Origin of the sequence: Bradyrhizobium sp. 62B (assembly GCF_030272265.2) — a bacterium.
GTDB lineage: Bacteria > Pseudomonadota > Alphaproteobacteria > Rhizobiales > Xanthobacteraceae > Bradyrhizobium.
Genome location: NZ_CP092841.2, coordinates 4,286,048 through 4,309,580 on the forward strand (window position 1 = coordinate 4,286,048; position 23,533 = coordinate 4,309,580).

The window sequence follows — 23,533 nt, forward strand, 5'->3', positions numbered from 1 at the left end:
TCCTATGCTGCCAGCTGCGGCCTGAAAACTACGTCAACGCCATAGCTCGTTGAGTTGTAGGTGTTGGTCGGGAATAGGCTATCCGTCCCGTACGCAAACACACCGTTGCCGCCGATCGATGACGACGATGGGGCCGTGAGCGGTCCGTTGGTAATCGCGTTGGCGAGCAGGCCGGGATCGGCCGCGTAATTGCCGGGGGTGTGATAGGAGGCGACGTAGGTCGTTCCCGGCATGATCGTCACGGGCGTGGCGAAATTGACCTGTTGCCAGCCGTTGGCCGTTTCGTTGGTAAAGGTCGCCGTTGCCAGCAAAGTCCCGGTGCTGCTCCAAAGATCCGCGACGTGGGTGCCCGTGTTGGATGGGCCCTTGTAGAAGCGAATGCCGACAATATCGCCTGGGGTGGACGTTTGAAACTTGACGCCAAGTTCCACCGACTGTGGATCATTGGCCGCCACAATGCTGGGCTCATCACTTGCGCTGAACAGGCGCACAGTCGTCGAAGACGCAGCGTTTACATCGAGAGAGACGAGTGCGCTGGCGGTGCCACCCTGGCCGTCGGAGATGCTGTAGTTGAAGGACGCCGCTCCCGTGTAGCCTGTCGTGGGAGTGAAGACCACGCTGTTGCTTTGGGCGTTGAAGGTGGCGGTACCATTCATGCCGCCACTCGCGCCCGTGATCATGAGCGTATTGCCGTCCGGATCGGTGTCATTGGCAAGCAGTGCCGAGGCCGGAATCGCGAAGGGGACGTTCTGCGTGGCATCTAAGCCGCTATCGTTCGCAGCGACGGGTGAGTGGTTAGTGCCGCCGCTCGAGCCGTTGAACACGACATCGACCCAGTAGTTGCTTGCGTTATAACTACTGGTCGGAATCGAATTGCCCGTTCCGTAGGTGTAGAGGCCGTTGATGTTCGCAGCAGCCGTGAGCGGACCATTGGTGCGAGCGGTGGTGAAGTAGCTGGTGGTGGAGGCATAGTGGCCGTTGCTGTGATAGCTCGCGACATAGGTGGTGCCGGCCGTGATGGACACGGGACTGCTGAACGTGACGGTCTGCCAGCCGCTGCTGCTCTCGTTCGTGAAAGTCGCGGTCGCCAACAGCGCGCCGGTGCTGCTCCACAACGAGCCCGTATGAGTGCCGAGGTCATTTGCACTCTTGAAATACTTGATGCCGGTAATCGTGCCCGCCACGGAGGATGTGAACTGCATTCCGAGATTGACTTGAGACGTATCCGAATTCGACCGCAGTGCGGGGGTATCCGAACTCGAGAACAGGCTCACCGTTGAAGGAACTGCCGACACGGCGATGTTGAATGTCTCACTTTTGGTGAGATTACCGAGATCAGCAGCAGAGACCGTAACGCTGAGCGTGCCAACGTCCGCAGACGTCGGCGTGCCGCTAAAGGTGCGGGTCTGAGCATTGAACGAGAGCCAGGCGGGAAGCGTTGAAGTTGCGGTGTAGGTGAGTGAGTCGCCGGCATCGACGTCAGTGAAGGTGCCGGCGGGCAACGTCAGCGAGAACGCGGAGCCCACGGTCGCAGCCTGGCTGCCGGTCTGGATCGCCAGCACCGGCGCGTCGTTGGCGCCGTGAATGGTGACAGTAAGGGTGGTCGACGATGCGGCGCCGGCGGCGTCCCGCATCGTATAGTTGAAGACATCGCTCAGCGTATTGGTCGACTGGCGCAAGGCCTGCACGGCTGCATCGTTCTCGTTCACCGTATAGGTGAAAGCACCTGAGGCACTGAGCAAGAGCGTGCCGTGTGCGCCCGCGAGAGGCGTATCGAACGTCCCGTTGGTCGAGCCGAAGCTAAATGTAGTGACGGTCTTGGTGTCGCCGGAATCGGGATCCGTATCATTGGCCAGCACGTTGCCGATGGCGGGCGAACCGCCAGTGCTGTTGTTCGCGCCGCCCTTCTCGGTGGCATCCGCGCCGTCGGCAACCGCGGTTGGCTGCGTATTATTGGCGGCGGAGGATCCGTTGAAAACGACATCGACCCAGTAGTTGGAGGATTTGAAGCTATTCGTCGGGAACGCGCTTCCGGATCCGTAAGCATAGACTCCGTTGCTGCCGGCCGGGGCCGTTAACTGGCCGTTGGCAAGCGATGAGGCGAAATAGTTCTGGGTACCGGAATAATTGCCGTTGGTGTGGTAGGACGCGACGTAGGTGGTGCCTGCCGTGATAGCGACGGGATTGGAGAAGTTGACCTGCTGCCAGCCGCTGGCGGTCTCGTTCGTGAACGTGGCGGTCGCGAGCAGGGCTCCGGTCGAGCTCCAGAGATCCGCAATATGGGGACCGGTATTCAACGATCCCTTGTAGAAGCGCAGGCCCGTGATCGTCCCGTTCACCGATGCGGTAAACTTGACGCCGACTTCGACCGGGCTAGTATCCCCGGAGTTGGGGGCGGTTGGCGCATCAGTGGTGCCGAACAAGCTCTGCGCAAAGGCCGGATAGTTGACCTTGAGCGACACCTGGCCGGACCCGGTTTGGCCGCTCGTGTCCGTGATCGTGTAGCTGAAACTCGCCGCCCCGGCATAGCCGGCGGTGGGCGTAAAGGTCACGGTCTGGTTCTGCGAATTGTAGCTTACGCTTCCATTGGCCGCGTTACTGACGTTGGTGAGCGAGAAAGCCAATCCGGACGCGTTGGTATCGTTCGCGAGCAGCGTCGATGCCGCAATGTTCAGCACGCCATTTTGGCTGACCGTGAAGCCGCTGTCGGCGTTCGCTTGCGGCGCGCTGGTCGCGGCGGAGCCGTTGAAGACGACATCGACCCAGTAGTTGGAGGATTTGAAGGTATTCGTCGGGAACGCGCTTCCGGATCCGTAGGCATAGACTCCGTTGCTGCCGGCCGGAGCCGTTAGCTGGCCGTTGGCAAGCGATGTCGTGAAATAGTTCTGGGTACCGGAATAATTACCGTTGGTGTGATAGGACGCGACGTAGGTGGTGCCCGCGGTAATCGCGACAGGGGTGGAGAAGTTGACCTGCTGCCAGCCGCTGGCCGTTTCGCCCGTGAACGTGGCGGTTGCAAGCAGGGCTCCGGTCGAGCTCCAGAGATCCGCAATATGGGGACCGGTATTCAACGACCCCTTGTAGAAGCGCAGACCCGTGATCGTCCCGCTCACGGATGCGGTAAACTTGACGCCGACTTCGATGGGACTGGTATCGCCGCCATTGGGGACGCTCGGCGCATCATTGGTGCCGAACAGGCTCTGCGCCGAGGCCGGATAATTGACCTTGAGCGACACCTGGCCGGTCCCGGTTTGGCCGCTCGTGTCCGTGATCGTGTAGGTGAAACTCGCCGCCCCGGCATAGCCAGCGATGGGCGTGAAGGTCACGGTCTGGTTCTGCGAATTGTAGCTTACGCTTCCATCGGCCGCGTTAGCGACGCTGGTAATCGAGAAAGTCAGCCCGGACGGGTTGGTGTCGTTCGCGAGCAGCGTCGATGCCGGAATGTTCAGCACACCATTTTGGCTGACCGTGAAGCCACCGTCGTCGTGAGCTTGCGGCGACGTCTGGCCGGAATCGCTGAAGACGACATCTACCCAGTAGTTCGCGGCGTCGACAGAGGACACGTTGTTGGGGAAAGTCGGATTACTGCCGTACGCATAGACGCCGTTGAGGCTGCTACCGGGCGCGGTGAGCGCGCCTTTCGTAATGCCGTCATAGTCGATGAAATAGAAGTCCGTCGAAGAATAGTGGCCGGTGTTGGTGTGATAGGAGGCGACATACGTGACGCCCGCCTGGACATTGACAGGCGTCGCGAAATCAACCTGCTGCCAGCCGCTCGCTGTTTCGTTGCTAAAGGTGGCGCTTGCGAGCAGCGTGCCGTTGGCGGTCCAGAGATCGCCGATGTGGGTGCCGGTATTATCAGACGCCTTGTAGAAGCGAATGCCAGTGATCTTGCCCGACGCGGTTGGGACGAATTTGAGGCCGACTTCAACTGCGCCGGAATCGCCGTTTGAAATCACCGCAGGCGTGTCGGTCGGACTGAAGAGCGTCAGGCTGGAAGACGGCGTGATGGTGTAGCTAGTGCCCGTACCAGGTGTTTGCAGATTCAGGCTGTCGTCGACCGCCCTGGTCTTGAGACTATATGTCCCCTGGGCGCCTGTGACGAACGTATATGACCACGTCACGTTCGCCGCGCCGACGTTGCTGTTGGTTGGATGCCAGGTTGTTCCACCATCCGTGGAGATTTCGACGCCGGCAATCTTTCCAGCCGTGTCAGCGGCCGTTCCCGTCACCGTAATCGATTGCCCCTCGACGACGCTGGCAGCCGAGAGATTGGTGATAGCAGAGGTCGGCGCCGTAGTGTCGGTGGACTGGATCGCGGCCACCAGGTTCGCCTGCAGCGTCGCCGGCTGAACGCCCATGTCGGCGAAAAGGTTGACCATCGCCTGCTGGACATTGGGGTCCACCGGAGTCGCGGGTCCGTCGTGGTCGCTGGCAAGAGCCCACGGCCAGTTGATTGAGCCGGCCGAGAATATCAGTGCGCCACTGACGGGATCCCGATGCAGCACAAGATTGTGGGTCGCCGTGCCTGCTCCGAACGTGTTACCGTAATCAAGCAGATACTTTCCATCCACATTGACTGTCGAAGACGAGACACTGACCAACCCAGCCGGACGGAATCCGTTGTCCGGCGCGACGTCCCATTCAACGCCCAATAGGCCAGGTACGAGCGAGGCGGTCTGTCCGGATGCCGTTTGCGCAACGGCCGTATTGCGCCAGAAGCGCAACTGGGTCATCGAGTACGGTATCGTGATCGTATCGTATCGAAATGCGTTGACCGCGAACAATGTACCGGTCAGCTGATTCGAAGGAAGAGGCGTCGAACCGAACCGCGGGTCAGAGTAGTTGCCGGTCGCCTGTCCTGTTGGATCAAGCAGCGCATTCGCATGCGTATCTTTGTAGCTGATGAGTGTGCGGTTGGCTGTTCCGCTGCCATCGATGCTGGGCGCCAACCTTGTTTTCCAGAAGATCTCGTTGCCCGTGAGAAACGCAAGGTTCACGCCGGCATGCGCTGCGGCCTCTACGTTGGCGCGCTGAGCTTCGGTCCAATACTCGTCATGCCCCGCGTCCATGAAGACTTTGTGATTGAGCAACAACGAGCCGTTTGTCGCAGCATCGATGCCGGAAATGTAAGAGACATCGTAACCGTTCTGCTCGAGCCAATAGATGGCCGCGATCTCGGCCGTGAACGGAGAGTCTCCCCCCTCGGAGAAGGTTCCGGTGCCGTCACGTGTCACAAGGGGGCGATTATAACTGACCGCGTAGGCCGCTCCGTTGATGCCCGGGCCGTTTCCGAAATAAAGGTTGGCGCCTCCCCAACCGTTGTAGGCTTGCCAGTCCTCATCACTCGTCTGCAGGACGATGTCGCTGTGCGAAGCGTCGTTCCTTATGATGAACGGGATCTGGAAAATCTCGGTGCCGTTGATGACGTTGGCGATGTAGACGCCCGAGGCCGCATCGGTTGGCACGCTCCAGGAATCGGTTACGCTCCAGTTGCCGGCATCGACGAGACCGGTCGACGTGTCACGTAGTGCAGCGGGTTGGACGACCGCAGCTCCGGCCTGATGCTGCAGGCTCGTAACCAGCCTGGCACCATCACCACCGTAATAGCCTAGCCGGTAAACATCGACGCGATAATTCGGGTTTCCGGTCAGATTGTTGATCTTGAATTGGACCGTCCCGCCGACATTGGTGCTGATTGCCGTCGCAAATCCCTGGGTCAGGGTCGAATTGTCGCCCGGCTGGATCTCCCAGACACTTCTCGGCGTGCCCGGCTTCTGGTTTTCCAGTACGGTGGGATTCGTGGGTGGATCGAAGACAATGGTGCCTCCCTGCCCATTGCTCTTCAAATTCCAGTTCAGGTCCATCCCCGAAAACAGCAAGGTGACATTGGCCGTGCCATTGCTGAAATCGACCGTGCTGATGTTCGAGCTATTGTCGTAATGGACGGTCGCCGACATCGACGATGTGAAGGGGAGATCCTTCAAGTCGATGAGGTTGCCCGGCGAAAGCGTAGCCCCCGGCGACGAACCTGTGATCAAACCCTGGAACTTGGCCGACTGATCGAGCACGAGCGTGCCAACTCCCGTGTCGAACGACACGGTTATGCCGGAGAACGATCCATTCGAGAAATGGCCGGAAACCGAGCCTTCGACCTCCAGGATCGCCTTGTCTGAAATTTCGAAAGATCCCGTCCCGCTGACGTCACCCTTGAAGTCCGCTGTCGCAATGCGATCGCCAAGGATCGCCCCGACTGCCACAGTCCCATTGTTCAGTGCGTCGCCTTCGACCATAAAGGGCGTCCCCGCACCAAACGAAAGCGTCGCGCCCGCATTGAGGACCAGGCTCCCGATATCAACGCTGGCCGTGCTCGTGACGCTATACGTTCCGGCAGCATCGAGAAACGCAGAGTCGGTGATCCCCGGTACGCCGGCGCTCCAGTTCGCAGCGACGTTCCAGACTCCGTCGCTCGGATGACTCCAATGAGTGGTGCCCGGAGTCGAGATCGATGATGATGTCGGCGACGTCCCTTCATTCGCCCACGGGAACGTCAGGCCCCAGCCTTTATGTCCGCTCGTCAAAGAGGTCGAAGACAGCAGAGCAGACAATCGCGACCGGAAAGATGCGGAGAAGAGACCGGGCAGAAAGCCGTGCAGGTCCGACGGATCGCCCGCACCGGCCCGCGATGAAGGTTGAACTAACGAGGCGTCACCAATCAGAGGCGGTAGGGTGGATGCCCAGCTTGCCAGCGGATCAACAAGCGGCGGAACCCAGAGGCCGGGCGGTTCTAGGCCCGTGAATGCATTCCAATAGATCGATTCGTGTGAAATGGAGGGGATATCTTCCCCCGGGAAAACGGCCCGAGCTCCCCGGCCGAAGACGCTCGCCTTTTGCACCAGCATGGCCATACCGATTAAATAAAGCCCCTATATGTATTTTAATTCCATTTTAACTGCCAGTCAATTTTAAATGCAAATATATTTAACATATCTTAGTTGTCGACTGGGTGGCGCAATCGTGAAGCGAATTGCGGCAGACGCGCGATTTCATTCAGATATTTGCCATAGCCGCTTTTCTCCAACGGCTGCGCTAGCGCGAGAAGTTGATCACGATTGATAAAGCCGAGCCGGAAGGCGACCTCCTCGAGACAGGCAATCTTCATTCCCTGCCGCTTTTCCAGGGTCTGAACGAACGTCCCGGCATCGATGAGAGACTCGACCGTGCCGGTGTCCAGCCAGGCAAACCCTCGCCCCATGCGCTCAACGTGGAGCGCGTTGGCCGAAAGGTAACGCATCTGAAGATCGGTAATCTCGAGCTCGCCGCGCGGCGACGGCTCCACGCGACGAGCATAGCGGACAACGCGATTGTCGAAAAAATATAGGCCCGTGATTGCCCAGTTCGAAGCCGGCCGTTTGGGCTTCTCCTCGATCGATACCGGGCGGTCTGCCTCATCAAAAGCGACGACGCCATATCGTTCCGGGTCCCGCACATGGTAAGCAAAGACCGTTGCGCCTTCCTCACGTCCGGCTGCCCTGGCGAGTAGTTCGCTCAGGCCATCGCCGAAGAAAATATTGTCTCCAAGCACCATCGCCACACGATCGCTTCCGATGAAATCGGCGCCGACAATGAAGGCGTCCGCGAGACCGGCGGGACGGGTTTGTTCCGCGTAGCTGAGTCGGATGCCCCATTGGCTGCCGTCTCCCAGCAACAGTTCGAACTGGCACCGGTCTGAAGGAGTGGTAATGATCAGAATTTCGCGGATCCCTGCCAACATCAACGTCGACAGGGGATAATAGATCATCGGCTTGTCATAGATCGGGAGCAATTGCTTGCTGACCACCCGCGTGATCGGATAGAGGCGCGTTCCGCTGCCGCCAGCCAGCACGATTCCCTTTAGCATCGGTTTCTCCTTCTCCGACCAACTGGTCCAGACAAGCTTGGAGTGAATGGCGCCAAGGTGCCAGGCGAATCCCGAACACGCGTTCGGCCTTGGATGAGTCCAGGCGCGAGTTCCGAGGCCGACGCGCAGCGGTCGGAAACTCCTCAGTCGTGATCGCCTCAAGCGCCCGAATACGCGCTCCACGGCGCGAACACTCGTGGAAGATTGCCTGCGCAAAATCGTGCCAGCTTGCCTCGCCTTGGCCGCCGAGATGAAAGATGCCGGCCGTGGCCCTGCGATCGTCCGTTACCGACCGTTGTGCGATCCGCAGGACTGCGTCCGCGAGGTCGTACGCGTAAGTCGGGTTACCATGTTGGTCGTTGACAACCCTTACGACCTGCTGCGTCTCGCATAGCCGCAGCATCGTTCGGACGAAGTTGCCGCCGTAGGGACTGTAAAGCCAGGAGCATCTTATCACGGTCGCGAGCGGGTGCGCTGCCAAAACAGCAGCCTCCCCGGCAAGCTTGGATGCGCCGTAGACGTTCAACGGCGCCGGAATGTCGCTTTCGTCGTACGCGTGGGGTTTCGCACCGTCGAATACATAGTCGGTCGAGAGATGGATAAGCGGAATGTTCATTTGCCACGCGACATCCGCCAGCGCGGCCGCGCCATCGCGATTGATGCTGAAGGCCCTCGCCGCTTCAGATTCGGCCTGATCTACCGCCGTATAGGCGGCCGTGTTGATGATCGCAGACGGCCCGATCGACGCAATGAGCTTGTCGATACCTTCCCGATTCTCCAGATCGAGTTCTGGGCGTCCGAGAGCCACCGCAGGCAAACCGCGCGTTGTGGCAAGATCACGAAGGCACATTGCCAGCTGACCATTCCGTCCGGCAACGAGGATTGGTTGATCTGTCATCTCCACCTCAGTTTTGGGCGGCCAGGAGACCCAGACGTGAACCGTCATAGACGCCGCTGCGAGCACGCTCCCACCAGGCGCGGTTCTTGAGATACCAGCCGACGGTTTCGAACAGGCCGTGTTCGAAGGTTCTGATCGGTTTCCAGCCGAGCTCGCGATGTGCTTTCGATGCGTCTATTGCATAGCGGGTATCATGCCCGGGACGATCCGGCACGAACGTAATGAGAGAACGTCTGCACCCCGCGCCCGGAGATAAGCGATCCACAACGTCACAGATGCGGGTGACGACCTCCAGGTTGGATCGCTGGGCATCTCCGCCGAAGTTGTACTTCTCGCCGGGCCTTCCTTCGTGCAAAAGTCGTATCAAGCCCGCGGCATGATCATCGACGTGAAGCCAGTCGCGGATATTCCTTCCGTCGCCATAGACCGGCAGAGGCTTCCGGTCGATCGCATTGAGGATCGTCAGCGGGATGAGCTTTTCCGGAAACTGATACGGCCCGTAATTGTTCGAGCAGTTCGACACGATCACCGGCAGACCGTAGGTCCGAAACCACGCGAGTGCGAGGTGGTCCGCGGCGGCCTTGCTCGCCGAATAGGGCGAGCTCGGCCTGTAGGGCGTATCCTCGCGAAATAGATCATCTGGCCCCAACGAGCCGTAGACTTCGTCTGTCGACACATGGATGAATCGGAACTGCTTCCGCCTCGAAGCCGGTAGACGTTCGTAGTAGGCTCTGGCCGTCTCCAGGAGCGTGTAGGTGCCAACCACATTGGTATTGACGAAGGCGTCGGGTCCGTTGATGGACCGGTCAACGTGGCTTTCGGCGGCCAGATGTATGATCGCGTCAGGCTCATAGTCGGCGAACGCAAGATCCATGGCCGCGCGATGGCAGATGTCGGACTGTAGGAACGCATAAGTCTCCAGCTTCTCGATGCTCGCGAGCGAAGCCAGATTGGCTGCGTACGTCAACTTGTCGATGTTGATCACTGCGGCACCAGTCTGTAGGGCCAAACGGCGACAGACCGCAGAACCGATAAAGCCCGCTCCGCCGGTCACCAAGATACGCATTCTACTCGTCTCCACTAGTCGAAAACGCAACCGAGCTGGCTGAGCGTAGGAAGAGTGTGATCCTTTGGCGACACGTGGGCTTCTGAGGGCGTCACGGGCCACTCGATCGCTAACGTTGAATCAGCCCAGTAAACGCCGCCGTCATGACTTGGGGCATAGACCTGGTCGACTTTGTATAAGACGACGGTTTTGGGCTGCAGCGTACAGAAGCCGTGCGCGAACCCCTTCGGAATGAACACCTGCTCCCCGCTTTCACTATCCAACTGTATCGCGATGTGCTTGCCGAAGCTGGCCGATGAACGCCGAAGGTCAACTGCAATATCGAGAATCGCCCCGCTCAACACCCGTATCAACTTCGCCTGGGCGAAGGGCGGCCGCTGGAAGTGCAGGCCGCGCACGGTGCCGATCCGATCCGAGCTGGACTGATTGTCTTGAACGAAGTCATGGAGAATTCCCTTCTCTGCGAACGCTGATCGCTGGAAGGTCTCAGAGAAGTAGCCGCGGGCGTCGGGAAACCGATCTGTGCGAATGACTTTGACATCAGGAATCGCCAAGGATCGCAGCTCCAACATTGGGTACCCTTCTGCCCGCTCTCAATTCGATGAGGCGGACCATAATCCCCGTCGAGATTAATCTTTCACGCTCATAATCCACCACGAAACGGTCGCACGATTTCGGCGCAAGCCATTAGATCAGCCTGCAAGTCACGGAACTCTCTCGACATTTGCAAACTCCCGTTGAGCAATATCGCCAAACCTGCATTTTTCATCTTCGCCTCGATTAATATATTGTCTATTTAATTTGGCAAGCATGTTTTTATAAGGTATATAATTTCATACCATCTCGCTGATCGCTTTAAATGTCGCCCGCGGGCGGGCGGGCGCAACGCGACCAATCGTCGGACAGGTACGTGATGCTTCAGAACAATCTTCAACTTGCGGATAGAATGCGACTGCCGGTGAACGGGCCGGCTCAACCCGCGCAGGCAGACGGCGCAGGGATCACCGAAGTCATCAATTTCGGTATCGGGCTTCTACGGCGCCAGTATCTCGTAATTCTTGTTACCGCCGTACTCGCCACCGCGGCGAGCCTGCTCTATCTCCGTCTGGCCTCGCCAACCTATACCGCGCAGGTTCAGATCCTGTTGGCCAATCCGAGGCCTCAATTCGTCCAGCAGCAATCACTCCTCGCCGAGCCGGCTTTCGATCTCAGTCAAATCGAGACCCAGCTTCAGCTCCTGAGATCAAAGGCGGCTGCGGTTGCCGTAATCGACCACTTGAAGCTGGCAGACGATCCGGATTTCAATGCGTCCGACCTATCTTTGCAGGCGCTCTGGCAACGAATTCAGTCATGGGCATCGGGTGGATCGAAGAAGGAGACGCCATCCGGCACGCACGGCGAACCATCCGACACTCTCGTAGACGCATTTCTCAATAGGCTGTCCGCTGGACGTGTCGGGTACAGCAACGTCATTGAGATCAGTTTCAGCTCGAGCAACGCAACCCGAGCCGCGGAGATTGTCAATGCGGTAGCGAATACCTATGTTGCAGGCGAGCTCAATGCAAAATTTGACGCCAATCGCAAGGCAACGAGCTGGCTGCAGGAAAGATTGCGCGATCTCGGCGACCAGGCCCTCGCCGCGCAGCGCGCGGTCGACGTCTACAAGGCTCAAAATAACATCGTTTCCCTGGACGGAAAGCCCATCGACGAGCAGCAGATTACGGAGATCAACAACCGATTGGCCGCCGCACGTGCTCAAACATCTGAGGCCACGGCCAAGTTGTCCCGCTATGAAACTCTCCTTGCCGTCGATCCTAAAAGGCCGTCCGCGATGGACAATCTGGATGCTATCGGGGCCGACGCGCTGAACAGCCAGATCATTACGGGGCTGCGCCAGCAATATCTGGAGCTCACCAGACGTGAGGCCGAGTTGGCGGCAAGGGTCGGTCGCGACCACTTGGCGGTCGTCAATGTCCGGAACCGCGCGCGAGAGTTCCGCGTCTCAATTTTCGACGAGGTCAGGAGGCTTGCCGAAGTCAGCCGAAGCGAATTCGAGCTCGCCAAGCAGCGCCAGGAAGAAATCGAAAAACAATTGTCCAAAGCCGTCTCGCAATCTCGTTCGGTCAATTCTGCTGAGCTGACCATCAAGGACTTGGAAAGCAGGGCAAAGGGCCTGCGCAGCTTGTACGAGACCTTCCTCCAGCGTTACATGGGCTCCGCACAGCAGGAGACGTTTCCCACCTCTGACACGCGGGTACTTTTTCCTGCTTCGCCGCCGACGAGCAAGAGCAAGCCAAAGACAAGGCTGATCCTGGCGTTTGGCATTCTCGGCGGTCTCGCGATGGGCATCGGCCTGGCGCTCCTAAGAGACCTCATGGACCGCGTCTTTCGGACCTCTTCACAGGTGGAAACCGTACTGGAGTTGCCATGTCTATCTTTGGTCCCGTTGTTGCCGGCCCGCAAATCTCCCAAGCCACCAATCCGCCTCCAGAAAACCGATGATGATGTTCAGCGACGGATCCCTTCGTCTCCAACCGCAATTCATCAGACGGTGGTCGGGATGCCACTATCTCGATACACGGAGGCCATTCGTTCCATCAAGCTAGCCATCGACCACAATCCGGCGAAAATCTCTTCCCAGATCATCGGTATTACCTCTGCGTTACCGAATGAGGGGAAGACCACGATTGCAGCCTCGCTCGCGCAATTGATCGGGCACACCGGCAAAAGAGCTATCATCGTGGACTGCGACCTCAGGAATCCCTCACTAACCGGCGTCTTTGCGCCTAAGGCGACCTGGGGAATCATCGAAGTTGCAAACGGTAGCCGGTCGCTCGCCGACGCTATCTGGAGGGACCCGACGACCAATCTTGCATTTCTGCCCGCCGTACGTCGCGGACCTTTGCTCCACACCAGCGAAATTCTTTGCGCGGACTCGATAAGCAAACTGTTCGACCGTTTACGAGCCGAGTACGACTACGTCATCGTCGACCTTCCGCCCTTGACTCCGTTGGTGGATGTTCGAGCCACTTCATCTCTGATTGACTGCTACATTCTCGTTGTCGAATGGGGCCGGACCAAAATCGATGTCGTGCAACACGCATTGCACACGGCACCGAACATTCACGAATCTCTGATTGGAGCAGTTCTCAGCAAGACCGACACCAAGGCGATGGCTCGATATGACGGTCATCGGAGCTACTATTACCATGATAGCCATTACATCCGTTATGGTCTTTCTGGCTCTTGAGGCTGGTCATAGCGGCCTACACGTTATCTGGCTTGCGAGACCAGCGGAGCGGCCGAACCAGATGAGGGTGTTTACATGATGGTCCGGCTTGTCATATTGGCCGAGTTGATGGCGGTTGCCGCGGCGTTCGCAATGCCGGAAAGCCTGCAAGTCCGGGTGTTGATATCGTTGGTACTCGCAACAGCGGCGCTAATGGTCGCGATCTTTCTACCGTCCTCCTCGCTCGGGCTTGCCAAACTGCTCCGTCCTAGTCTCGTCGTTGTACTCGCGGCTCCGGCGCTCTGGATGGCTTTGCAGGCAGTGCCGATGCCGTTTGGCAACCTCGGCAATCCCATTTGGGCAACTGCATCGGCGGCTTTAAACGAGCCCCTCGCCGAAAGAATCACAGTCGACACCACGGCGACCATGTTCTCGCTCTTGCAGTATTGCGCTGTGCTCGCTACAGCTCTCATTGCTGCAGTCACCGCGCTTGACCGATATCGCGCGGCGCAACTGCTACATATTCTGCTGTCGATAGCCACAATCGTTACCGCCATGTGGTTGGGCAAAGAAATAACCGGTGTGGCTGGACCCGATGGCTCAACCGTCGCGGTGCTCGGGGTGTTGCTCTCCTGCGCAACGGCAATTCGTGCGGTCGATCAGGTACTCCGACGCAGTCGACCCGGAACAATTGCACTAGACCCGCTCCCTGCGCTGTCCGCCGCGATCATCGCAATGATTGTCTGTATGGCCGCGCTGCTCATTCGGGCCAACTCAACTGCAGTCGTCGCGGCTCTCCTCGGTTCAGAGATCTTGTTCTCGGTGTTCGCAGTTCGCAGGTGGTTCCCGGGATTGTGGGGTACTGCAGGCGTCCTTGCAACTGCCACGATCGTCTTCATTGCCACGGCTACGGTCATTCCCTTCAGAACGAACACCGATCTGACGATCGTCTTGTCAACGAGCAGTCAGGCCGCAACAGAACGGATGCTGCAGGACGCCGCGCCGGCAGGATCCGGTGCGGGTGCTTCGACGGTACTTTTGCCGATTTACCAGGACCCCGGAGTTGGCGACTCGCCAGAAAGGCCCACCGCCGCCGCCACGATCGTTATAGACATGGGGTGGGCTTTTCTCTTCGCGCTCGTGGTTGCTGCATTACTCTGCGCTTCTATTCTGATCAGACGTGCTTTGTCACGTGCTTACGATTACGTCTTCCCAGCGCTGGGCGCTGGCGCTTTGATTGCAGTGACGATACTCGCATTTTCCGATGATGGAATTCTAGGTTTAGGAGCATCGCTTCTGCTCGCTGCACTTTTGGGGCTGGCGTTCGGTCAAAGCCTTTCCAGCGCTGGACGTGACGCCATATCCTCGGAGCCGGAAGCGACGTCCGATCAAATTGCAGTTCAAACACCTGCCCCTCTCCGAAGGTTGACGTCAGGGTCAGTCGCCATTTGGCCCCGCGTTAGCCTGATGGTGCTTGGTATTGTGTTGATCGTGCAGGCAGCATGGGTGGCGCTCCCCGAGCGGTACTTTGGTGCAAGATCGTCTTTGCCGTCGGTTCTTTCGACTGCAGCAGCAGGGCCGAACGCCATGTCGACGCGTGAAGACTTATGGATCCAGGGAGGATCAAGCTTCACCCGGGATTCCGCTCTGGTTGTCGACGAGCAAAGGGTGGCGCCTTTTATGACTTCGGATCAGTTTGCTCGTGCATTGCGCTCTTCGCCGCTCCGCGGTGACATTTGGCTCTTGCTCGCGGCGTCGAAGCGCAGTTCACCCCAACCCCGCACGGCAGCAATGCTCAGAATGTCATACTATACTGCGCCGAATGAATTCAACCTGCTTCCGTTGCGCGTATCGGTCGCGCTCGCCGCAGATGCCATGGTGCGGGACGCTGACCTGCGTGAATTGATCAAACGGGACGTCAGCCTCGTCGTCAGACATCGGCCTGCCCTCAAACCAGCCCTTGTGACCGCCTACCGGTCAACCTCGGCTGATGGGAAGACCTATCTCGAGGGCCTGATTTCGGAACTGGATCCGCCGTTCCTCGACCAAGTGCACGCGCGGAGTTCCCGAATGGGTTCTCCATAACCTCAAGAGCCGCGACCTCCACTCAAGCCGCGATCTCGGATCGGCGACAAAGGGCGCACGCCATTAAATGGGGCAGAGCCGCGGTTTTTTACTTGATAAACGCGTTTAATTAATAAATAATTAATATTAATTCGCAGAGTTCCGGCCATGAATTTCGTAAACCGACATTTTCCCGATCGGGAGGTTACGGATAGTATCAGTCCCGAACCGAGAATATCCCGCGAGCCCAAATGGCCCCTCCGTTATGACGCGGTAGAGCACGTGGTGCTCGGTGCTGATATTGCTACCATCCTCTTTGCGAGCATCGTCTCCACATTGCTGTACCAAGCTCAGAATGGACATGCCGCGGCCAACTTTGGCAACGCGCTGGGCTTGGCGCTGGTTGGCGCAGTTTGTCTCGTTTGCCTGCTGAAGGCCTACGGGCTTTATCAGCCGGTTGAGCTCCTCGTCCTCCGAAATCAGATCCGGGCGGTCTGTTTGGCTTGGATGTCTTCGGTGCTTTTCATGTTGGCGGTCTTCGGCTTCGCAATCGACCCGGAAATCTCTCAGCACCGAGGCCTGCTCTTCGCCGTCTTGGCCCTGGGGTTACTTTTGGGCGAGCGGTGGGGAGTTAAGGTGCTTCTCGGAAGGGCCCTGAGCGGCAGGAAGTTCGCCAGTACAAATATTGTCCTGATCAGCGATCAACCCTTGTCGAAGAACGTGGGATTGTCCGAAACCTTGTCGATGCACGGGTATCTCGTCAAAGAAAGGTTCAGCTTGCCTCCGTTCGGCTTCGGTCCTGCCTGCCGAAGGCGGCTCACGACGCGCGTCATCGACTACATCCGCAACTGCCAACTCGACCAGGTGGTGGTGGAAGCTGAACCGGAGCGATGGCCCGAACTGCGAGCCTTTGTTGCCGATTTGCGCGTTTTGCCGTTCCCGATCATATTCGTGCCGGTTGGCACGACATCCGAGTTGCTTCGACACCCCAGGCGGAGTCTTGGAGGCGCCGTTTGTCTAGAACTCCAGCAAGGACCCCTTACACCGCTGGAGTACGCGATCAAGCGCACGATTGATGTTATCGGCGCCGGCCTGGCCTTGGTGATGCTCGCACCACTGCTTGCGCTCGCCGCTATCGCAATCAAGCTAGAATCCCCCGGCCCTGTATTTTTCCGGCAGCAACGCTGTGGCTTCAATGGCCGGACTTTCTTGATCAGCAAGTTTCGGACCATGCATGTTCTCGAGGACGGGCACGTGATTGCTCAGGCCACCCCTCAGGACCGACGCGTCACTCGCGTGGGCAGACTGCTGCGCCGGACGAGCTTCGATGAACTGCCGCAACTGCTGAATGTTCTCGAGGGCAGTATGTCGCTGGTAGGCCCGCGCCCCCATGCCTTGGCCCACGACGGCCAGTTTGACAAGCTCGTGCGAAACTACGCCTTTCGCCGCAGGGTCAGACCGGGACTGACCGGATGGGCCCAAGTCCACGGCTGCCGCGGCGCAACGCCCACGGCGTCTATGATCGAAGCACGTGTCCAGTACGACCTCTGGTACATCGACAATTGGAGTATTCGGCTGGATCTCGCAATCCTGTTGCGAACTCCTATGGAAGTATTGCGAGGGCGCAACGCCTATTAGGCTCGATCTCGACGTAAGGCGGCGAGCTGCACCAGTTCGTGGCGCAGTAAGTTCTCACGCCCGCTGCCGAAGTTTCGGAGCCGCTTCCCCGATGCGAAACTCCTCGATTCGACGACCGGATTTCACCGCAGCAACCAGCCAACGAGGCCGCTTGCCACGTCCCGACCAAGTTTCGGAAGTTTGCGGGTTACGGTATTTCGGCAGTACACGCGGATATTTGCGCCTCTGCTTGCCGTTGGGAGAGACGCCCAACCCGCTTGTTTCGGCCAATGCAGCCATTCCGCCGCCGAGAACCGCCAAGCGCTTCTCCAGTTCCTGCTTTTCCGCTTTGATCCGGTCCGACAAAATGCCGCTAATTTCCTCATGAAGGGACCATAGATCATCGAGGGACATCGCTTCTAGTTCGAGCTTCTTGGTCGACATGTTAGCATCCTGTAGTTGCGCCCATTTAATATGTCCCAGCAGAGTAATCAAGCACCCAATGTCGGGCTTAGCGAAAACTGTTCGGAACTCAACAGCATTTTTATGCTCCACATAACTGCGTCGCCGGTTCCAATCAAGACTGAAAAATGCATTATTCGCTGAATTCAATAGCCGCCCGCACATAACACGCGCCCTACGTGCGCCGGCGCCGCGATTCAATCTGATTATGATTGATTAGAGCGTCGCGAGGTAGATCTTCCGCGCCGCCGCCCTCGTGAGGAACATGACTGCGGGAGGCCGCATCCCGGCATTCGTCCTGAAATGCGGATGTCAGCCCGCTGCAGCCGCGAGGTTATGATTGCGATATCTCTCAGCGCGAGCTTTCGCAGCTGGATTTGGAGCTGCAGATCCTTGAGGTCGGTCAACGGTTCCGCAGGCGCGATAAACTGCCTGATCGCAACTCGAAGACGTACCAACGGGCACCCAATAATATCCAATGTTTCTCTTCGAGAGCGCAGCAAGCCTTCCTCGCCCAACAATAAAAGAAAAATAATCCTCGCAATATACATTTAATAATATATTATTTATTTATTATCACGTCAATTGAAAGACCGACCCTGATTCCCAGTCTTTTGTTCGCCAGGCGAAAAACCTCTATTCGGCGTCAGATATGACTGTTGGGCAGGTTGGTCGCTGACGAGAATGCTATGCGCCGGCAAGATCTCGAAGCCATGGATTTTGAGGAACTTTGGCTCCTCCACGAGGAGCTCACGAAGATTCTTGCTGAGAAGATAACAGCCGAAAAGCGCGAGTTGGAAAAACGCCTGGCGCAGCTCAATCAGCCGGACCAATTCGGCGAGGCGGAGGGCGAGGCAACAGAGATGGGCCCAGGCCAGTCCCCTCGCCGCAAATACCCAAAGGTCGTGCCGAAATACTTCAACCCCCTCAAGCCGACAGAGACTTGGTCTGGGCGAGGCAAACAGCCGCGCTGGCTGGTCGCAGCGCTTCAATCAGGACACACGCTCGAGGAGTTCAGGATTCTCGAAAACGGCGAAGCGTCCAGCCGGAATGCTGGTAGTCACGAGCATTGATGGCTTCATCGACGCAGACACCCGCGGGCGCGAATCGTCTGCGAACGGATGGGAGTTACCGGTCGCTCTGCTCGCAGCGCGCTTGCGCGCCTACACCTTCCCTGTGCGCACAGCGACGGCCGCCTTCAACAAAAACTGCAAGGTGTCCACTTTTGGGAGGGACCACGATCTACGCGGATGGGCGGCGGCTTGCCAGGCGCCATTTGCCGCGTTCCGGTAGTTTCCGAGATCCAGCGCCGTCATCGCGAGGAACAGCAAACGCGTGGACGGAAAACGTGCCTGCATCAACTGTCGCATGAACTGCAGGCGGGGAATCAGGCGGGAGCGCATCGTCTGCGGAATATCGACGCCAAGCAGCCCGGCAAGAGCGACCAGTTGGGTTTCAACCGCGTTCTTCATCAATTCGCCCGAGACTAGCGAGGCAAGCTTCTCCCAATCAAGGCCTTCGGCGGAATCGTTTAGATCTCGCAATTCAACAAGGTGCCGCAGGTCGAGGTCGCCGAGCCAATAACCGTAGTCTTGAAATTGATCATGGATGATCAGCGTGAGCGCTCGGTAGACAGGCGTGGGGATATACACGCGCCCGCTTCCCAGCGGCGCGATAACGCAATGGTTCAGCGCCTGCCCGATGCTTTGGTAGAGGTACGCGGGACCCGGAGCGGCCTGCTGCAGGTCGATGGTCCCGACATCCTGTGACCGGTTCAACTCGACGTGCCATCTCTGGCTTCCGGCGGGGGTCTGGTAATCAATATCGTAGCCAATTGCACATAGAGCGGCGATTGCCATTCTGGCCTCGTCCGGCATGACGATGATGTCCAGGTCGGACATTATCCGAACGCCTCGGCGCTCCCCGGGTGCGGTCGCCAGTGTCGATGTGCCCTTGAGCATGATCGGGGTAATTCCCAAGCGGTTCATCGCAACGACGGCTTCTTCCAGCTGAGCGAGTAGGCGATTATTGCGCAGCTCGTTTCGGCGGTGGATATTGCGGATATATGCGCAGACGTCCTCCGGCAGCATCGATGCATATTTGCCCACAAAGTCGATGAGCGCCGGCGTCGTCAGAGTCCGATTTGCGAGCCCGATTACGGACGTCCACTCCACGTCGACGGGCGGCATACCTCGCAAGCAATTGCAGAGGCTCGAGAGCGCGCTGCTATACCTCACCATCGCACAATTCCATCAGCAAGCGCCGAGCTCCCACCGACTCGCAGTAGGTGAGCTGAAATGATCGCGCGCCGGCGACAATCCGCTTCAAAGCGAAAAAGCCGGCCTGCGATAGCCTTCCGTCAGCGGCAAATGCGTTTTCGATAAGCCGCTTCATCGCATCCAACTGGTCTATCGCGGTCAGTTCTTCCGGACCGCTCGCGACCCGTTTCAAGAAGACGATCCAGCTCGCGGAAACGCATTGGTTCTGCGCATTTGGAATGGGGATGTACCGCACCCGAACCCCGTCGGAGCGGCAATGCGTCGCGTCATACCTGTCGCCATGCAGCCGGGAGAGCAAGTCCCACGATCCCTCCTTGACTGTGAGCGCAAAGGGAATTCCGCAGATGGTCCCGTCGGCTCCAACCAGCGCAACATCATCGCCAGCGTAGCTAAAGCCGGCGTCCACGAGCTGCAGTGTCAGGGTCGACTTTCCAGCCCCCGGCTGACCGCACAACAGCAGGCCCGCACCGTTTCTCACGAGAGTAGCTGCATGAAGGGAAAAGACCCAGCGATCGCTTCGAATAAGCCGCTCGCTGATGTGCGCCTTGATCGTCGGCGCCAGTGCTTCGACTTCACATCTGGAGATTCTCGAATCCTCTCCGCGGAAGAACACTTGCTCGTCCAGCATCGTTGCCTCGATCACCAGGTCGTTGTCGCCCGCGCCCTGGTCCGCGACGCAGAATACCGACAGCAGCCGTCTCAAGAGGTCTCGATCTGCAGTCCGGACGCCTATTTTGTGCCGACCCAGAATCACTGAGAAGGAACAGTCAATTGGCACTTGCCAGTCCGCTTGGAGTAGCGCTTGATCGGCCCAGACATTTACAACCTGGCGGGTGAACTGGCGTGACGCATCCTCGTCAATGCCTAGCGCCCCAAGCCCCTGATAGACATCTTCCAGAGAGGCACCTTGCGCCAGCTTGCACCAGATGAATGCCGCTACCTGGTCCAGCTCGAAGATCTTCTGCCCTGCTTCGCTGAAGAGCATTGATCGACCATCCAGCAGCACGAACACTGCATCTGGAGCCGGTCTCAACACCATCTCTGCCGACGATCTTTTCAGCACGGCTCCAGCCAATGTACGAAGGTTCGTCTCGCCCGACGAAGGCCAACGCTATGTCGCGGCGACAGAGAGAGGCCTCGACTACGAGTTTCGATCTACCCCGGCCTGCGGCGCTGCAATTCCCGTTCAGCCGAGCACAAACCCGATCGGGCTCGTTTCGAAATGACAATCCGGCCCGTCATGCCGCCAGCTGCCCGTCCTCGCCTCCCTCCTGTGGCGCAACGTTCAAAAGCAGCTCGTCAAAAAAGCACTCTCTCGCGGTCAACCGATGAGCTTCCAAAAGGTAACGATAAGCTTCGCGATCGGCTCTCCGTTCTTTTAGAATGCGCTCCTTCTCGCCGATGCTGGCCAGCTCCGCGCGCATCTGGGCCAACAGCGGTGCGTGCGAGACGAGGTAATTATTGTGATTTAATTCCCACATCGTTTCCTCCAGCCGAATGAAACTTCAATAGGCCAGAGATTACGTGATCGGCAGAATTTAACAACGCCATTTATGCAATTAACCGTAAATCACAATTTGTTTCATATTTGAACCTGATGCGGCCGCCGAACACAGCTCGCAACCGCTGCAAGTGGATCGCAAATACGGAGCAGTTACAGCCTTACCGCGTATCCCGCGTACATATTTGATTGTGGCGCGCTTCGCGTAGGCTCGCGTAAAAAATATATCCACGAGAGTCGCAAATCGCACCGACAATGCGCTTTTCTATTTACAAATTAAATCTCAGCAGTGAATGTTCAGAAGCTGAGCGAATAGGAGCCGAACTTGGTGACTGTCAAAAATGATAATAGTTGCGCTGCCGGCGGGGCATTTCGCTCGAAGCCTGAAGAATTGAGCCCTTATATTTTTTTGCGGCTTACCCGCGACTTTACGTTGTGTCTTGAACATCATTCAGAACTGCCGAGCCAAAGCCCGGCGGTATCCCACAATCCACGAAACTAGGAATCCGGTCGGTTGGAGAAACGCCGTCACGAGCAAGCTGCCCTAGCTCGACAGCGACCCAGGTGCGATGCCCCCCAAGTGAACCCGCATCGACGAGAGCGCACTCCAGCCGACCGGCCCCCTTATTCGACCACACATCCAGGGAGGTTGGCGTGGGTATGATTATGGTCAAGTGTCCGCAATCCGGCCGCGCGATTCCTACCGGCCTCAAATCCGATCGTGAGACTTTCCTGCGAAGCATCGTGTTTTTCGGCAATACGCTTTGTCCGGTCTGTCAGGCCAATCACAACTGGTTTGCCCGCGAGGCCTGGGTCGAGGAGCCGGTCATCAGAACGATAGAGGTCGCTCGTACGGCGCCGACGTACTGACGCAAATAACGAGGGGCTTCCGCGACTGCGCCAGCTTCCCTTTCCGATGCAGTCGTTGTTTTTGCAGCGCTGGCCGCTTTGAGAAATATTTCGCGCATCGTCGTAGAGCGAACCGACGCCTCCGGCAGTCACCGGTTAGACATTATTGGCACGTCGTCACAAATCCGAGCTTCCCGTCACGACTTCGTAACGGAGTTTGCAGCCTGGCTGTTCTGCGTGACACCAAGCATCGAGCTCGTTCGCCGCCGCTGCCCATTGCGCACGATGGTAGATTCAGCGTGTCGGCGCACGCAGATCGCGCTGGTCTTCGGGTGAGCTCGGCGCGCGCCATGGTGACCACAAGCGCGCTGGTGGCTCGAAGCTGCGCATTGAGCGTCGAGGATGAGCACGACGGGTTGGACAATTGGATTGCAACGTACCGCACACGTCGGGCGCCGGGTGGCGCCCCAGTCACGATACCAGCGCGTCAACAGCCGCTTACCACTTAGGAACGATCCCCTCGAACTCTCGGTTGCACTTATGCTGGTCCACGTTGGACCCGCGGGGCGGCCCCGGGCAATGTCCCCCTCCAGTGCCGTACCGGGGCCGCACTCCCGCCATCGGCATCGCACTGATCATTTTCTGGGTAAGAACCCCAAACTATGTGAGGTGCGGCTCGGATCGATGCCACATGTCTTCCTAGCTTCTTGGCTATTTCTGCCGAGTTAGCGGGGTCGCTCTCCGATTCGAATTCCAATCATGCAAAGCGGAAGCACGATTTCGCGTGCCGCAGATTTGCGGATCCCGCACAACGTTTGCGATAGGAAATGGCAAATGAGCGACCTCAGCTTCGACGGCTCAGGCCGCCGGGTGTGCTGCCGCCTCAGGCGCAGGTCGACGTGGCGCACAGAAACAATCGCCAAAATTGCCGATTATTCCCGATTTCCAGGCGCGGGAAGAAAAATGATCTTCGCCCCGCGTTTGGCGTACGAGCGCTGCTTGGCTGTCCCAGCCAGCGAAGAATCGGCAGAAGCGCTCGAAGAAATTAGGTAACGAGTGCTGACCGTTGGAGTTAATCGCGATTTAATCTCGATCAGAGCACAATTTGATGAAGGTATAAGCGGTTCATTTTTTACTAGCTTTTCCCGCCCGAACGATTCAGACTTGCTTTCATTGAGAATCTTTTTTCGGGGAAATTCAGATGGGAAAACCTGCTGTTTCCCGTGATGCCTTCCGTGGGCTATTCGCTTTCTATGCGGCAAGGGCCCATCACGACCACGACTCCAAGGGCGAACATTGCCTCTTAAGGCTGTTCAGATCTGCAGAAGATATACCAGAAACTCTACTGCTGCAGTGGTCGGACAGAACTGAGCTACTCGGCTCCGAAACCGTCGGTCGGTTAATGGACCCGCTCGTTCGTCAAATCGCAAGAGGCAACGCTCAATACGACCATGCCAGCGACTTTCTCCACACGCTGCTGAGAGACCTCGGGCAAAAAGTGCAGTAATCGAGATTCGCTTCGCTATCGTCGTTGCAATCGTCAGGCGCGCGAGTTCTCCGCGCAAGGTACCTGCGCCCTCTTCGCGTTGCCGCGAAATCTTCGTTTTAGGATTATCGAAGTAAGGATAATTCAGTTGCTTGCTGCGAAAGTCTTCACGGACGATTTTT

The 23,533-nt window shown here is 58.0% G+C and carries 16 protein-coding genes; 7 read left to right on the plus strand and 9 right to left on the minus strand.

The genetic code is table 11. The annotated features are described in order from the left end of the window. Positions 1-2 precede the first annotated feature (2 nt). From ML401_RS20265 to rfbC, 5 genes are all read right to left on the minus strand, one after another. Complete coding sequence (locus ML401_RS20265) at positions 3-6,902, minus strand: DUF4082 domain-containing protein (RefSeq protein WP_376717287.1); 6,900 nt, start codon at positions 6,900-6,902, stop codon at positions 3-5. Between the two features lie 89 nt (positions 6,903-6,991). After that, positions 6,992-7,900, minus strand: coding sequence for a glucose-1-phosphate thymidylyltransferase RfbA (gene rfbA / locus ML401_RS20270; protein WP_259211805.1), 909 nt, complete (start codon positions 7,898-7,900; stop codon positions 6,992-6,994). Beyond that, positions 7,809-8,798 (minus strand): dTDP-4-dehydrorhamnose reductase, encoded by a 990-nt coding sequence (gene rfbD, locus ML401_RS20275; protein ID WP_285806683.1) that lies wholly within the window; start codon positions 8,796-8,798, stop codon positions 7,809-7,811. Before rfbD ends, rfbA begins: the two co-directional genes overlap by 92 nt. 7 nt (positions 8,799-8,805) lie before the next feature. Continuing rightward, a complete protein-coding gene (gene rfbB / locus ML401_RS20280) occupies positions 8,806-9,864 on the minus strand; it encodes a dTDP-glucose 4,6-dehydratase (RefSeq protein ID WP_285806684.1) in 1,059 nt (352 codons plus the stop codon). Positions 9,865-9,878: 14 nt separating this feature from the next. Continuing rightward, complete coding sequence (gene rfbC, locus ML401_RS20285; protein WP_259211821.1) at positions 9,879-10,436, minus strand: dTDP-4-dehydrorhamnose 3,5-epimerase; 558 nt, start codon at positions 10,434-10,436, stop codon at positions 9,879-9,881. Between the two features lie 341 nt (positions 10,437-10,777). On the opposite strand from rfbC, the gene ML401_RS20290 reads away from it, so the two are divergent. The 3 genes from ML401_RS20290 to ML401_RS20300 all read left to right on the plus strand — a co-directional run bounded on the left by ML401_RS20290 (position 10,778) and on the right by ML401_RS20300 (position 16,795). Then, entirely contained in the window at positions 10,778-13,114 is a 2,337-nt protein-coding gene (locus ML401_RS20290; protein ID WP_285812710.1) for an AAA family ATPase, read from the plus strand. A gap of 75 nt (positions 13,115-13,189) precedes the next feature. Then, on the plus strand, positions 13,190-15,178 hold the full coding sequence (locus ML401_RS20295; RefSeq protein WP_285806685.1) for a hypothetical protein: 1,989 nt from the start codon (positions 13,190-13,192) through the stop codon (positions 15,176-15,178). A 264-nt stretch (positions 15,179-15,442) separates the two neighbouring features. Further along, positions 15,443-16,795 (plus strand): exopolysaccharide biosynthesis polyprenyl glycosylphosphotransferase, encoded by a 1,353-nt coding sequence (locus ML401_RS20300; protein ID WP_285806686.1) that lies wholly within the window; start codon positions 15,443-15,445, stop codon positions 16,793-16,795. Positions 16,796-16,849: 54 nt separating this feature from the next. Here ML401_RS20300 and ML401_RS20305 read toward each other — a convergent pair whose 3' ends face one another. Beyond that, positions 16,850-17,218, minus strand: coding sequence for an H-NS histone family protein (locus ML401_RS20305; RefSeq protein ID WP_259211855.1), 369 nt, complete (start codon positions 17,216-17,218; stop codon positions 16,850-16,852). A gap of 707 nt (positions 17,219-17,925) precedes the next feature. Between ML401_RS20305 and ML401_RS20310 the strand changes: the two genes are divergently transcribed. Continuing rightward, positions 17,926-18,309, plus strand: coding sequence for an H-NS histone family protein (locus ML401_RS20310; protein ID WP_285806687.1), 384 nt, complete (start codon positions 17,926-17,928; stop codon positions 18,307-18,309). A 90-nt stretch (positions 18,310-18,399) separates the two neighbouring features. Here ML401_RS20310 and ML401_RS20315 read toward each other — a convergent pair whose 3' ends face one another. From ML401_RS20315 to ML401_RS20325, 3 genes are all read right to left on the minus strand, one after another. Further along, positions 18,400-19,425, minus strand: a complete 1,026-nt coding sequence (locus tag ML401_RS20315) for a nucleotidyltransferase family protein (protein WP_285806688.1) — start codon at positions 19,423-19,425, stop codon at positions 18,400-18,402. 37 nt (positions 19,426-19,462) lie between these two features. After that, positions 19,463-20,578: a serine/threonine protein kinase gene (locus tag ML401_RS20320; protein WP_285806689.1), complete on the minus strand. Its 1,116-nt coding sequence runs from the start codon at positions 20,576-20,578 to the stop codon at positions 19,463-19,465. Positions 20,579-20,753: 175 nt separating this feature from the next. Continuing rightward, positions 20,754-20,996 carry a hypothetical protein gene (locus ML401_RS20325; RefSeq protein ID WP_285806690.1) on the minus strand — a complete coding sequence of 81 codons (243 nt, stop codon included), beginning with the start codon at positions 20,994-20,996 and terminating at the stop codon, positions 20,754-20,756. Positions 20,997-21,670: 674 nt separating this feature from the next. Here ML401_RS20325 and ML401_RS20330 point away from each other — a divergent pair. From ML401_RS20330 to ML401_RS20340, 3 genes are all read left to right on the plus strand, one after another. Further along, positions 21,671-21,886: a hypothetical protein gene (locus tag ML401_RS20330; protein WP_194402602.1), complete on the plus strand. Its 216-nt coding sequence runs from the start codon at positions 21,671-21,673 to the stop codon at positions 21,884-21,886. An 813-nt stretch (positions 21,887-22,699) separates the two neighbouring features. Further along, positions 22,700-22,918: a hypothetical protein gene (locus ML401_RS20335; RefSeq protein ID WP_285806691.1), complete on the plus strand. Its 219-nt coding sequence runs from the start codon at positions 22,700-22,702 to the stop codon at positions 22,916-22,918. 148 nt (positions 22,919-23,066) lie between these two features. Next, complete coding sequence (locus ML401_RS20340; protein WP_285806692.1) at positions 23,067-23,372, plus strand: hypothetical protein; 306 nt, start codon at positions 23,067-23,069, stop codon at positions 23,370-23,372. Positions 23,373-23,533: the final 161 nt, after the last annotated feature.